The sequence below is a fragment of the Archangium minus genome (assembly GCF_044360475.1).
Lineage (GTDB): Bacteria > Myxococcota > Myxococcia > Myxococcales > Myxococcaceae > Archangium > Archangium minus.
Genome location: NZ_CP043494.1, coordinates 7045956 through 7059019 on the forward strand (window position 1 = coordinate 7045956; position 13064 = coordinate 7059019).

At 68.0% G+C, this 13064-nt stretch carries 12 protein-coding genes; 10 read left to right on the forward strand and 2 right to left on the reverse strand.

The window, feature by feature from the left end; all coding sequences use genetic code 11:
* Positions 1 to 4: 4 nt before the first annotated feature.
* Positions 5 to 1093, reverse strand: coding sequence for an L-dopachrome tautomerase-related protein (locus F0U60_RS28500; RefSeq protein WP_395804204.1), 1089 nt, complete (start codon positions 1091 to 1093; stop codon positions 5 to 7).
* A gap of 108 nt (positions 1094 to 1201) precedes the next feature.
* Here F0U60_RS28500 and F0U60_RS28505 point away from each other — a divergent pair, with 108 nt between their 5' ends.
* From F0U60_RS28505 to F0U60_RS28545, 9 genes are all read left to right on the forward strand, one after another.
* Positions 1202 to 2143 (forward strand): LysR family transcriptional regulator, encoded by a 942-nt coding sequence (locus F0U60_RS28505; protein ID WP_395804206.1) that lies wholly within the window; start codon positions 1202 to 1204, stop codon positions 2141 to 2143.
* 143 nt (positions 2144 to 2286) lie between these two features.
* Positions 2287 to 4191, forward strand: coding sequence for a protein kinase (locus F0U60_RS28510; RefSeq protein WP_395804208.1), 1905 nt, complete (start codon positions 2287 to 2289; stop codon positions 4189 to 4191).
* The gene (locus F0U60_RS28515; RefSeq protein WP_395804210.1) at positions 4188 to 4982 is read left to right on the forward strand and encodes a hypothetical protein; all 795 of its coding nucleotides are present in this window, start codon (positions 4188 to 4190) and stop codon (positions 4980 to 4982) included. The genes F0U60_RS28510 and F0U60_RS28515 overlap by 4 nt, the downstream gene beginning before the upstream one ends.
* Before the next feature lie 3 nt (positions 4983 to 4985).
* Entirely contained in the window at positions 4986 to 5417 is a 432-nt protein-coding gene (locus F0U60_RS28520; RefSeq protein WP_395804212.1) for a hypothetical protein, read from the forward strand.
* Between the two features lie 187 nt (positions 5418 to 5604).
* A complete protein-coding gene (gene mxcK / locus F0U60_RS28525; protein ID WP_395804214.1) occupies positions 5605 to 6828 on the forward strand; it encodes a myxochelin export MFS transporter MxcK in 1224 nt (407 codons plus the stop codon).
* A gap of 38 nt (positions 6829 to 6866) precedes the next feature.
* Positions 6867 to 8153 carry a myxochelin B biosynthesis transaminase MxcL gene (gene mxcL, locus F0U60_RS28530; RefSeq protein ID WP_395804216.1) on the forward strand — a complete coding sequence of 429 codons (1287 nt, stop codon included), beginning with the start codon at positions 6867 to 6869 and terminating at the stop codon, positions 8151 to 8153.
* Positions 8154 to 8262: 109 nt separating this feature from the next.
* Positions 8263 to 9381, forward strand: a complete 1119-nt coding sequence (locus F0U60_RS28535; RefSeq protein ID WP_395804218.1) for an ABC transporter substrate-binding protein — start codon at positions 8263 to 8265, stop codon at positions 9379 to 9381.
* Positions 9378 to 10433 carry a FecCD family ABC transporter permease gene (locus F0U60_RS28540; RefSeq protein ID WP_395804220.1) on the forward strand — a complete coding sequence of 352 codons (1056 nt, stop codon included), beginning with the start codon at positions 9378 to 9380 and terminating at the stop codon, positions 10431 to 10433. The genes F0U60_RS28535 and F0U60_RS28540 overlap by 4 nt, the downstream gene beginning before the upstream one ends.
* Positions 10430 to 11215, forward strand: coding sequence for an ABC transporter ATP-binding protein (locus F0U60_RS28545; protein WP_395804222.1), 786 nt, complete (start codon positions 10430 to 10432; stop codon positions 11213 to 11215). The genes F0U60_RS28540 and F0U60_RS28545 overlap by 4 nt, the downstream gene beginning before the upstream one ends.
* A gap of 15 nt (positions 11216 to 11230) precedes the next feature.
* Here F0U60_RS28545 and F0U60_RS28550 read toward each other — a convergent pair whose 3' ends face one another.
* A complete protein-coding gene (locus F0U60_RS28550; protein WP_395804224.1) occupies positions 11231 to 11647 on the reverse strand; it encodes a hypothetical protein in 417 nt (138 codons plus the stop codon).
* 45 nt (positions 11648 to 11692) lie between these two features.
* Here F0U60_RS28550 and F0U60_RS28555 point away from each other — a divergent pair, with 45 nt between their 5' ends.
* Positions 11693 to 12853 carry a hypothetical protein gene (locus F0U60_RS28555; protein WP_395804226.1) on the forward strand — a complete coding sequence of 387 codons (1161 nt, stop codon included), beginning with the start codon at positions 11693 to 11695 and terminating at the stop codon, positions 12851 to 12853.
* Positions 12854 to 13064: the final 211 nt, after the last annotated feature.

Consider the following 13064-nt stretch of genomic DNA (forward strand, 5'->3'; position numbering starts at 1 on the left):
AGGCTCAACGCACCCGCAGGCGCAGCAGTTGGATGGGCCGAACCGTACGCGCCACTCCGCCGTTGAACAGGGCTACGCGGTCCATCTGCGGCACCGGCAACCACAGCCATCCGTCCGCGGCGAGGAAGGGCGCGTCCACCCAGTGCAGCCGGGGATCTGCGACGACGGTCTCGATGCGTCCCTCGGGCGTGCGCTTCTTCAGGGCGTCCTCCGCGAGATCGCTGAAGTAGAGGTCCCCATTCGTGTCCAGCCAGGTGCCCCCGGTGGGAGGCAGATCGGCCCAGGGCTCGACATGGGCCAGCAGAGCCTCGGGCGTGAGGCTGGCATCGTCCAACCAACGTGTCTCGATGCGGGACCAGGGCCCATGCAGGGAGGCGAAGTAGAGCCATTGTCCGTCGGGGCTCAGCTCCAGCGGATCCGCGTGCACCCGGAGCGCGGAACCATCCGGAGCATGGAGCACCTTGCCCTCCAGCACGATGGGACGATCCGTGGGGGCCGTGGTGGCGGGGGCGTTGTCCAGCACCCGCCGCGCCGCGCCCGTCTCCAGGTCGAGCACGATGAGTCCCGGACGGCCCGCGTCGGTCAGATAGCCCCGGGTGCCCTTGAGGCGGATGTCATCGACATAGCTCGTGGGCGTCGCGATCTCAGACCCCAGCGGGTAGACCCGGAGCACCTGGCCGCTCTTCAAGTCGATGCGAACCACCTTCGCCCCACCCGGCAGGGGCGCTCCGCCAAAGTCGGGAGAGCCCGTGTCGATGACCCAGAGCGAGTCCTCCGGACCTCGATGGATGGCATTGATGTTCACGAAGGCCTCGCGGGCGTCCTGCCCGGGCTGCCACCCGTTCCAGCGCTCATCGGGATAGGGGTGCGGCTGGCCCTCCGCGTCCAGGCGGGCGAGGGACGGTCCCGTGGACCCGGTCCAGCGCGGGCCCGCGACGAACACGGACCCCTCGTCGGAGAGGGCCACGGCGTTCCAGATCATGCTGTCGCTCTCGGCGGCGACGACGAGCGAAGAGGCCGGTGGGTTTTGAACCGTGGAGGTGGCACAAGCGGAGGACAACAGCAGGCTCGTAACGAGCGGAAGAGATCTCACGTCGATGCTCCTGAGAAGAACGGTGTGGGCACCGTCACGGCGCACAAAATGGCCAAGACAACCGCCTTCGGAAATCGACAGTTCTGAATTCGCGGTATGCGTTCATGCATGCGAGCGAACCAGGCGAAGGACGTGCACGACACCCAGTGGGACGATCTCAAGGTGTTTCTGGCCATCGCGAGAGCGGGCTCCCTGGTGGGCGCGGCGCGAGCCATCGGCCAGACGCAGCCCACGATGGGACGCCGGCTCCAGGCGCTGGAGCAGGCCTTGGGCTGCAAGTTGCTGCGGCGCACCGCCGAGGGATTCGTCCTGACGGAGGAGGGCTCGGCGGTGCTTGCCCACGCCGAGCGCATGGAGGAGGAAGCCCTGGCCTTCGCGCGGCGCCTCGCGGGGCGGGACAGCGAGGTGGAGGGGACGTTGCGCGTCTCCAGCTCGGAGTGGTTCGCCAGCCACGTCCTGGCGCCCATCTTCGCCCGGCTCCAGCTCCAGCATCCGAAGCTGCAAGTGGAGCTCGTCACGGAGACCCGGCTGTTGAACCTCGATCGCCGGGAAGCCGACCTCGTCTTCCGCTTCCGCCGCTTCGAGGAAGCGCACGTCGTGCAGAAACGGCTCATACACATCTCTTACGAGGCCTACGCCTCCCGCGACTACCTGGAGCGGCGCGGGCGCCCGGACCCGTCCACGGGCGGCGCGGGCCATGGGCTCATCACCATGGACTCGGCGTTCAACCACCTGGCGGACGTGGGCTGGCTCACGGGACGACTGCCCGAGGCGCGAATCACCGGGCGCAGCAACAGCCGCGATGTGCAGGCGAGGATGTGCGCCGCGGGAGGGGGACTCGCGGTGCTGCCTCGTCAGATGGGAGATGCCCTGCCCGGCCTGGAGCGGGTGAACCTCGGCGAGCCACCTCCTGGCCGGGACATCTGGGTGGGCTATCACCGGGACTTCCAGCGGCATCCCCGGCTGCGCGCCGTCCTCGAGGCCACCGAGGCCGCCCTCGCGTCCGCTCCCGGTGCGGGGCCCCGAGGAGCCACCTCGAGGCGCCCCTGACCGGGTTGAGTACGATGCCCGTCCCGTGAGCAGGCAAGCTGAACACTCAGGGTAGAGGAGGTTCACTCCGCGCCATACTCGGGCTCGGGAGTCCGCAGGGGTTCCCATGTGTGGTACGACAGCCAGCGCCAGTTGATACCCACATGAGCCCGCCTGCCTCTCGTTCCTGTCCGAGCTGCGGCAACTCCCTGCCTCCGGGGGCGGTGGCGTGCCCTCTGCACGGCCCCATCACCGAGCCATCGGATGATGGGCGGGACGTGCAGCCCACGGCGGAGGATGACGCGCTCGTGGGCCAGCGGCTCGGCGAGTACCAGGTGCTCCGGTGCATCGGCCGCGGGGGCATGGGCGTCGTCTACGAGGCCGAGCATGTGGCCATCGGTCGCAGGGTCGCCCTCAAGCTGCTGCGTGAGGAGCACGCCCGGGGCCCCCACGCGAGGAATCTGCTGGCCGAGGCCCGGGCCGCGGGTGCCATCCAGCACCGCGGCATCATCGACGTCTTCGGCTTCGGCCAGGAGCCAGGCATCGGCCAGTTCCTCGTCATGGAGTACCTCGAGGGCGAGCCGCTCAGCCACGTCATCGCGCGGTATGCCCCCCTGCCACCCGCTCGGGTTGTGGAGCTGCTGGGTGAGGTGCTCGATGCACTCTCGGCCGCCCACGCCCGAGGCGTCATCCACCGCGACCTCAAGCCGAGCAACATCTTCGTCGTGCGGGAAGTGGACGGCACGGAGCTCGTGAAGGTGCTCGATTTCGGGCTCGCCAAGCACAGCACCCAGCCCGATGGCACCGCATCCCAGACACGCTCGGACCTGATCGTCGGCACGCCCCACTACATGGCTCCGGAGCAGGCCCTGAGCGAAGCGGTGAGCCCGCGGACCGACCTGTACGCGGTGGGCGTCATCGCCTTCGAGATGTTGACTGGACGGCGCCCCTTCCCGGGCCGTTCGTCCATGGAGATCGTGGCCCATCACCTGAAGAGCCCGCCGATCCGGCCTTCCTCCTACGTGGTGTTGCCTCCCAGGCTCGATGATCTCGTCTTCCAATTGCTCGCCAAGGAGCCCAGTCAGCGCCCGGGCTCAGCCAGCGAGGTGGCTCGGGAGATGAGAGCCCTGCTTCAGGAGCAGGAGAAGCCCGGGAACGCCAGGAGCAAGCCTTCTTCCCTCGACGAGGTGAAGCCCGCACCTGCCCTCGCCTTCCTGGATGACGCGACCCTCCGGGGACCGTCCGCTGGCTCTGGCTCCCCCTCCGGTGAGCGCCTGGCGCCCACTGTGACGCCAACGCCCATGCAGTCCCTGGCGACGCCAACACCCATGCAGTCCCTGGCGACGCCAACGCCCATGCAGTCCCTGGCGACGCCAACGCCGATGGTGCGAGCGGAGCCTCAGCCATCTCCTGCACGCGGTGCGCGTTGGCAGCAGGGCCTGGTGGCGGGCGGGCTGCTGGTCCTCGGGCTCGGGGGCGTCTCGCTTCTGGGCCGCGGACCTTCCTCCGTGACGCCCGTGACGAAGGTGCCGGCCGTGGCCGAAGAAAGCCCCGCCCTGGCGGCCCCACCGCCCCCTTCTGTTACGCCTGACCCGGAGCCCCGGCCTAACCCAGAGGCTTCTTCGCCGCTCCCGGCGGCGTCTGCCCCTGCGAAATCCCCTCCCCTCGTGGCGAAGAAGACACCCCGCCCGGCTCCTGTGCGCGAGCAGACGCCCCCGCCCGCAAAGCCCGCCCCCCTGGTGACGAACGCCACTGGGAAATCACCTGTCACGCAACCGGCCGTGCCGCCCACCACGACTCAGTCCACGCAGAAGCCCCCGGTGATGAGCACCACCGGAACGCTCTACCTCACCGTCAAGGGCGCCTGGGCCCACGTCTGGGTGGATGGAGAGATGCTCGGGCGGGTGCCGCCCCTGCACCGCTACGTGTTGACCGCGGGCGAGCATGAGCTCGAGCTGCGCAATCCCGGCATCAAGCCCCACCGACAGAAGATCGTCATCTCCCCGAACGAAACCCTGACGTACACCACCCAACTCGAGCCCATTGAGCTGGCCTCCCCCCTGCCATGAGCCCAAGCGTCCTCGCCTTCGTGGTGCTGCTGCTCCTGCCTCGGGCCATCCGCGCGGAGCCACCGTCGTGCAGCGGCCTCTATGAAAGCGGGCAGTACGAGGCGGCGGTCCAGGCCTGCGAGCAGGTACTGGCCGGGCCGGAGCGTCCCGCCGAGGAGCGGGGAATGGCGCGCATGTACCTAGCAGCCTCCCTGCAGGTGCTCGGCTATGCGAACCGAGTCCAGCAGGAGCTCGAGTTGCTCGCGCGTGAGCACCCGGGGATGAGGGTAGATCCCGTCCGCTTCCCGCCCGAGCTGGTCGCCCTCGCGGAGGGTATCCGTGAGCGGGTGGAAGCCGAGAAGCTGTACGCGGCGGAGCAAGCGGCTCTGCGCGAGCGCCAGGCGTTGGAGCGGGCACGCAAGACGCTCATCCTGCGGCCGGAAGCCCTGGCGCTCGTTGAGCCCCTGAATCGCGTGTGGAGACCGGGCGCGGGCGTCTCCATCAACCGGGGCCTGCTGGAGGCGGGGGCCCATGTGTGGCTCGGGGGCCCTCCGGCCTTTCATCTCCAGGGAGGGCTTGTACCGAGCCGGGGCCGCGTGCGGCCCTTCGTGGGCGTACGCGCCACCCTCAACCCCGGAGCAGGAGGCTATGGCGTCGGCGCGGTGGTGGGCGGCAGGCTGGCGCTGCCGGCTGGCTTCGTCGCACTGGTGGACGTGGGGGCGGACTACTTCCTTATCGGCGACGACGCCTACCAGCGCTTCGCATTGACGGCCCATGCGGGGCTCGGCTTCGACGTGCGCCTGCACGAGTAGACCATGACGACTCGCCGACAACTCCTGCTCGAGGGCTACACGCCGGAGAGCATCCTCCAGCTCTCCGATGAAGAGCTTCGGGCCTTCGTCTTCACGAACGAGCCTCTTGTTTTCCAGGCTGGCTCGGCGCAAGTCCTCGGCCAATTCCAGGTGAAGGAGAACCAGCTCGTCGTGGAGCTGGCACAGATCGACGGAGGCGGTGAAGGCATCCTCCAGACCCTCTGGCTCCTCGCCGAGCGATATGCGAGCACCCGTGAGCTGGCCTCGGTCGAGTGGATTGTTCATGCGGTCCACTGCGCCCAACCCAACCTGAAGCTGCGCCGCGTGCTTGAGCGATTCGGATTCAGGGTACGCGAAGTGCCGAACCACGGGCTGGCGTACCACTTCGTTCACGACCTCTCGGACAAGAAGTCCGGGCGGCGATTCGACCCATAAGCGCCCCAGGACAATCCCCCCCTCCTCACGGACCTCCGCCTCCTCGCGAGTCCTTTGACACCCTCTCGGAGAGATGGAGGGACTTGCCGAATGCCCTCCACATCGCCTACAGTGCGCCCGGTTCGTGATTTTGATTCTCATTCTCAATATCACGAATTAAAAAAACGTCGTGTCCCCGGAGCGTGTCGTGAGCGTTTCCTCCTCGCCGAAATCCGAGCAGCGGGTGCTCTGGCTGCTGGCGGCCGTGCAGTTCACCCACCTGCTGGACTTCATGATCGTCATGCCGCTGGGGCCGGAGTTCATGCGGCGCCTGGGCATCTCGGCCGCGCAGTTCGGGGCGTTGGTGTCCGCGTACACGCTGGCCTCCGCGGGCATGGGGTTGTTGGGCGGGCTGTGGCTGGATCGGTTCGATCGCAAGCGCACGCTGCTCGGGCTCTACGCGGGGTTCATCGTGTCCACGCTGCTGTGCGGCGTCGCGGACAGCCACCTCGGGTTGTTCGTGGCGCGCTCCGTGGCGGGAGCCTGCGCGGGGCTGATGAGCGCGGGGGTGCAGGCCATCATCGGGGACGTCATCCCCGCGGAGCGTCGGGGCCGAGCCATTGGCACGGTGATGTCATCGTATGGCCTGGTCGCGGTGGCGGGCGTACCCCTGGGGCTGTGGCTGGCGAGCCAGTGGGGGTGGCGCTCGCCGTTCTGGGTCATTGGCGCGCTCGGGAGTGTGCTGTGGCTCGCGCTGCTGTCCGCCCTGCCCCCGGTCCCGCCACACCCGTCAAGAGGCCCTGATGCGAGAGGCGGTTCCGCGCCCGTGCAGAGCTGGACGCCCGCCCTGGCGCTCGGGTGGGTGTTGACCTTCTGCGTGGTGTCCTCGGGCTTCCTGCTGATTCCCTATCTGAGCCCCTTCATGGTGGGCAACCTCGGGTTGCAGCTGTCCGACCTGTCCTGGGTGTATCTGGCGGGCGGCGCCGCCACGTTGTTGAGCTCGCGCTTCATGGGGCGGCTGGCTGATCGGTTCGGTCCGGCCCGCGTCCTGGGCGCGCTGCTGGTGGGCACCCTGGGGCCGCACCTGTTGTTTACGCACCTGTCCCCGGCACCGCTGCCGGCCGTGGCGGGGGTGTTCGTGCTGTTCATGGTGCTGACCTCCGGGCGGGCCATCCCCACCCTGGCGCTGGTCGCCTCCCGAGTGCCTCCCGCGCTGCGCGGCCGCTACATGGCGATCAACATGGCGGCGAGCGATGGCGCCTCCGGGTTCGGCGCGTGGGTCGGAGGCCTGTTGCTGACGGTGGCGCCGGATGGCGCGCTGGTGGGGTTCAGCCGGGTGGGCTGGATCGCCGCCGGGGTGACGGGCTGCGCGCTCGGCATGCTCTGGCTGTTTGACCGGCGTACCCCTGCTCCGAGCGCGGTGCCGGCCTGAGTCTTCCAACGCAGTTCCCATTCACACGAAGGAATCCCATGGACGCACAAACGAACAGGCATCCGTCGTTGCCCCGGCCCATCGTGGGCAAGATGGATCTCACCAACTCCAACCGCCTGCTGGCCGAGGCGAAGCGGCTGGTGCCCGGTCTCACCCAGACGATGATGAAGAAGCCGGAGATGTTCGCTCCGGGCTCCTTCCCGGTCTACCTCGCCCGTGGACAGGGCGCGTTGGTGGAGGACGTGGATGGTCAGCAGTACATCGACTACATCTGCGGACTGGGCGCGAGCTCGCTCGGCCACAACCACCCGGCCGTCGTGGACACCATCCGCAAGCACCTGGAGGAGGGGCTGCTGCACTCGCTGCCCACGGCCTGGGAGGTCAGCGCCGCGAAGACGTTGGTGGAGATGATCCCCGGCGCGGAGATGGCGCGCTTCTTCAAGACGGGAGCGGATGCCACCTCGGCGGCGGTGCGCCTGGCGCGCTACGTCACGGGCAAGGAGCACATCATCACGGTGGGCTACAACGGTTGGCACGACCACTTCATGTATGACACACCGGGAGTGCCCGCGGTGCTGTCCCAGTACACGCGGCGCATGCCGCTCTTCGAGGAGCCGGACGAGGCGGCGCTGCTGAGCTGCATCGAGGAGACGGGTCAGAAGCTCGCGGCGGTGCTGCTGTCGGTGCCCTTCAACCGCTGCCTCACCCGCGAGTTCATGCACAAGCTGCGCGCCACGTGCACGGCGCACGGCGTGCTGCTCATCCAGGACGAGGTCATCACCGGCTTCCGGCTGGCGCCGGGCGGTGCCCAGCAGTACTTCGACGTGCGGGCCGACTTCGTCTGTCTGTCCAAGGCGATCGCCGCGGGCATGCCGCTGTCGGCGGTGGCGGGGCCGGAGAAGTTCCTGAGCAAGCTGGCGGATCTGCAGGTGTCCACCACGTTCGGCGGCGAGCTGCTGTCGCTGGCGGTGTGCGAGGCCGTGCTCAAGGTGAGCCGCGAGCCGGGCTTCACCGAGCACCTGGCGAACCTGGGCCGTCGGCTGGCCACGGGCATCAACGCCCGGGCCGAGCGCGTGGGCTCGCCGCTGCGCATCCTGGGCTATGACGCCATCCCCCTGTTCCGCTTCTCCAAGAACCCCGTGGAGAACGCGAAGCTCACCCAGCCCTTCCAGGCGGGCATGGCACGCCGTGGCATCCTGCTGCGCCGCGACCTCAACTTCATCTGTGCGGCTCACACGGTCGAGCAGATCGACTACACCATCGACATGGCCGAGGAAGCGATGCGCGAGTGCCTCCAGCAGGCCTCCGCCACCAGCGCGGCCTGAGTCCGGACGTTCCCGGGCCTTGAGACTCCCCCCTCCGTACTCCTGGGGGGAGCCGCCTCACGGAAAGCATCGCCCTCTCCGTCAAAAACGCATACTCTCCGGAGCCGTCATGCTGCGTCTGCTTCTGCTCGCACTCTCCCTGGTACTGACTCCCCTTTCGGCGCTTGCCGCTGACACCCTCTCCGTGACGGACCTCGCTGGGCGAACCGTCAAGGTGCCCGCCAAGGTCGAGCGGGTGATTCTTGGCGAAGGCCGTTACGTGCCGGTGCTGGCGATCTTCGATCGCGAGGATCCCCTCAAGCGAGTCGTGGGGCAGTTCGGCGAGTTCCAGCGCCTGGATCCGGCGGGGTACGCGCAGTATCTCTCCCGCTTCCCGAAGCTGGCCAAGGTGCCGTTGATCGGCAATGCGTCGGCGGACACGTTCAGCCTCGAGAAGGCGGTGTCGCTGTCGCCGCAGGTCGCGATCTTCGGACTCGAGGGCCATGGCCCGTCTCCCTCCCAGGGAGATGTGATCGCCAAGCTGGAGGCCGCCGGAATCGCGGTCATCTTCATCGACTTCCGTCAGGACCCACTCGTCAACACGCCGCGCAGCATCGAGCTGCTGGGCAAGGTGCTGGGCCAGCAGAAGGTCGCGGCCGACTTCGTGGGCTTCTACAACGAGCAGATGAAGCGGGTCACCGATCGCATCGCGAAGGCCCAGAAGAAGCCCTCGGTCTTCATCGACAACCGCGTCGGGCTCTCTGAAGAGTGCTGCAGCACGATGGTCAACGGCATGATGGGCCGCTTTGTCGAATGGGCTGGCGGAACCAACCTCGCGCGTGACGTGGTGCCGGGAGTCCACGGAACGGTCAGCCTGGAATACCTGCTGACCCACCAGCCGGATGTCTACGTGGGCACCGCCATCGGCACGGCGGCAACCGCCACGAAGAGCGGCCACCAGATCGCGCTGGGTGCGCACGTCACACCGGAGGTCGCGCGCGCCTCCCTGAAGCGGGCGACCAGCCGTCCCGGCATCAGCGCGCTGAAGGCAGTGAAGGAGGGACGTGCGTTTGGCGTGTGGCATCACTTCTACAACTCGCCCTTCAACGTCGCCGCCGTCCAGGCCTTCGCCAAATGGCTGCACCCGGACCTGTTCGCCGACGTTGATCCCGAGGCGACCCTGCGCACCCTCTACAGCCGCTTCCAGCCCATGGAGTTGGATGGCACCTACTGGATTGGATTGAAGTGATCGCTGCCGCGTCGGGTGATTCTCTTGCCACGGGCTACCGCCGCTACCTGCTGGTGCGGCTGCTCGTCATTGCGGGCTTCGCCGCCGCTCTGGTGCTGTCCTTCCTGTTCGATGTCGCGACGGGTCCGTCGACGTTCCCCGTAGGCGACATCGTCACGGGCCTGATCGAGCCTTCGGCGCTGGATGCTGGCAAGCAGGTCATTCTCTGGGACGTGCGCCTGCCCTATGCGGTGATGGCGGTGCTGGTGGGGGCGGCGCTGGGCCTCTCGGGCGCCGAGATGCAGACGGTGCTGAACAACCCACTGGCCAGCCCCTTCACGTTGGGCATCTCGGGGGCCGCGACACTGGGGGCCTCGCTGGCGATCGTGTTCCAGTTCGATCTCCCCGGGGTGGGTTCGAACTACGTGATTTCGGCCAGCGCCTTCGTGGGGGCGATCTGCGCCACCCTCCTCATCCAGAGCTTGTCGCGGTTCTATGGCGCCTCGCTCGACGTCGTGGTCCTGTTCGGGATCGCGCTCTACTTCGCCTTCCAATCGATGGTCTCGCTGGTGCATTTCATGGCGGATGCCAGCGCCTCTCAGGAGATCATCTTCTGGACCATGGGCAGCCTGTCGCGCGCCAATTGGGACAAGATCGGCATCGTCGCGGTGACGCTCGCCCTCTGCCTGCCGCTGTCGATGCGTCAGAGCTGGTCCCTGACCGCGCTTCGCGGGGGCGAGGACCACGCCCGCAGCCTCGGCATCTCCGTCGAGCGACTGCGGCTGCTCGTCCTCCTGCGGGTCAGCCTGCTCGCGGCCGTGGCGGTCTCGTTCGTGGGTGAGATCGCCTTCGTGGGCCTGGTCGGACCGCACATTGCTCGCATGGCGCTGGGAGAGAACCACAAGGTGTTCCTGCCCGGCAGCACCCTGGCGGGGGCGCTCTCCCTCTCGCTCGCCTCCATCGTCAGCAAGTCGCTGGTGCCGGGGCTCATCCTCCCTGTGGGCATGGTCACCACGTTCGTGGGGATTCCTTTGTTCGTCGGGCTGATCCTCGCGCAGCGGAGGCGATCGTGAACGAGGGATTGAAGGTCACCCAGCTCTCCACCGGCTACGGCAAGCGTCGGGTGCTGTCAGGCCTCAGCCTGCCGGTCATCACGCCGGGCTCGATGGTCGCCGTGCTCGGCCCGAACGCGGTCGGGAAGTCGACGCTGCTCCAGACCCTCGCCGGACTGCACAAGGCGACGGGGAACATCCTGCTCGACGGCGTGGAGCTGATGACGCAGAGCCCTGGCCAGCGGGTCCGTCTGGTGGGCTATCTGCCGCAGACCCTGCCGCAGCCAACGTCTCTCGTCGCCTACGAAGCCATGCTGAGCGCGGTGCGAGCGGTTCGCCCCGACCTTCCCACCAAGCGCGCCGAGTCCCTGGTGTCGGAAACCTTCAACGCGTTGGGCCTTTCCGACCTGGCGCTGAGACGCCTGGCGGAGATGTCGGGTGGGCAGCGACAGATGATCGGCCTGGCACAGGTGCTCGTGCGCAAGCCGCGGTTGCTCCTGCTCGACGAGCCGACCAGCGCGCTGGATCTGCGGTGGCAGTTGAGCGTCATCAAGACGGTTCGCACCATTACAACCCGTGACGGGGCCATCTGCCTGATGGCGGTGCATGACATCAACCTGGCCATGCGCTTCTGTGATGTCGTCATCGTCCTGGGCAAGCCGGGTCTGCTGGCGGCGGGCCCTCCGGCCGAAGTCATGACGTCCGACATCCTTCGCGAGGCGTACGGTGTCGAAGGGCGCGTGGAACGCTGCTCACTGGATATGCCGGTGGTGCTGATCGATCACGCGGTGGAAACGCGGTGATCGCGGCCTGCTGAGTCACGGAAACCCCGGCAGCGGTGAGACGTCCGGCGCGACCCAGTTCCGGCGCGCCTCATCCGACTCCAGCGTCTCCTTCCGGTAGTGCCGCTCCAGCAGCTTTCCGTTCAGCAGCTCCGGGTGCGCCGCCAAGAAGGTGTCGAAGCGCTCCAGTTCTGGTGTCTCCCGGAGTGCCGCGTACACGTGCGCGCTCCACGCCCTCGTCATCGTCTCGTGGTACTTGCCCGCCGCTCCCAACGCCGTCGCGTAGCGGCGGATCGTCTCCTGGATGCGCGCGTATCCCGCCTCGCTCCCGTGCCGGCGCAGGTACAGCCATCCCAGCCGCACGTGCTCCCGGTGTCCGAAGCTTTCACCCGGCCACGTCGCCGCCTCCACTGCTTCGAGGAACTCGTCGTCACTCGCTGGTCGGGAATCCATTCGCTCATCTTACGGGTTGGAACACGCTGTTGTTATATCCCTCCCATGCGACTTCCCGACGTCCCCCGCTCGCTCCTCGCCGCGCTCCTCCTCGGGCCCTCCCTCGTGAGAGCCGCGCCCTCCTTCCGCGAGCAGCTCGAGGCGTACGCTCGCCACCGCTCCCTCTCCGTGGATTGGAGCTCCAGTGCCCAGCTCGACGAGGACCCCGCGCCTGAGCACCTCGCCCGCCTGTGTAACCCTCGCGAGCCCTCTTCCTCCGTCTACGTGCTGGAGCAGCAACCCGGCATCCTCTGGGGCCTCGACGCCCCTCCCGAGCAGCTCCCCTGCCCTTCCAAGCCCCCTCGAGCGAGGCCACTGCCCTCCCGACTGGAGCTGTCACGAAAGGACGGGCATGAGGAGTCCCGCGTCAGCCTCGCCTTCCGCGAGGGCCAGCCCGTCTTCGTTGCGTCCTCGCGGAGCAGTCCCTTCATGCACGGCCCCGGCACCTCCTCCGAGGAGAAGGACTGGGAGGGACTTCGCTTCTCGATGACCCACTCCGTCCCGGAGAAGCACGGCACGAAGCGGTTCGAGGGAGCCATCCTCCCCGTCCTCGCCTCACCCGAGGCCGCCGCCGCGCTCCCTCCCACGTACAACCACGTCCTCTTTGGGCGCGAGCACTGGACGGGCGAGAAGGACGCCTCCGTGCGAGTCACCGCGTTCCCCCTGAGGGCTGACACCGTCCGCCTGCACATCCAGGTGCGCGATGATCGCCTCATTCCCGCCTCGGAGGGTCTGAGCGACACGGAGCTGCTCGGTGTGGACCACCTGAAGATCCAGTGGGGCTACGATCCCAGGCGCCAGCTCGTGGTGGCACGCACCGAGCAGGGGGGACCACTCGTCCGCTGGCACCCGCCCCCTGACTCCACCGAGCCCCCGCCCACCGTAGCGTTCGACGGGAGTTCCTTCCTCGTGGACCTGCTGCTCTCCAGTCTGAGCGTGAACCCGCGGGCAGATTCCTGGCAAAAGCCCTTCTCCGTCATCTTTTCGGATGCGGACGCGCCCGGGGCTGCTCCGCAGACAGAGGTCGCGCTCGGAACGCAGCACACAGGCCGGACCATCACCTTCAGTCGGCTCGTCGCCCACCCGGACCACGCCCGCTACCCGCCCGTGAGCACCACCGCCTTCGGCCGGCTCTCCCGTCTCTCCCCTGCGGAGCCGAAGCCCTAGCTGAAATCAACGAATGGGGAAGTGAGGGGACACATGCCCCTCCGGGCGCGTCAGGAATTGGCGCACCGTCCGTCGTGCTAGGGTGAAGGGGCCGCTCGCGGGACTGTGATGCGACTTCCGAACCGAGCCTCTGGAGCTTGACTAGCTGGTCGTGTCCGCCTTCCCCGAGCGGCTCCTTCATTTCGCCCAGGCCCAGACAGGCTCTCGGGAG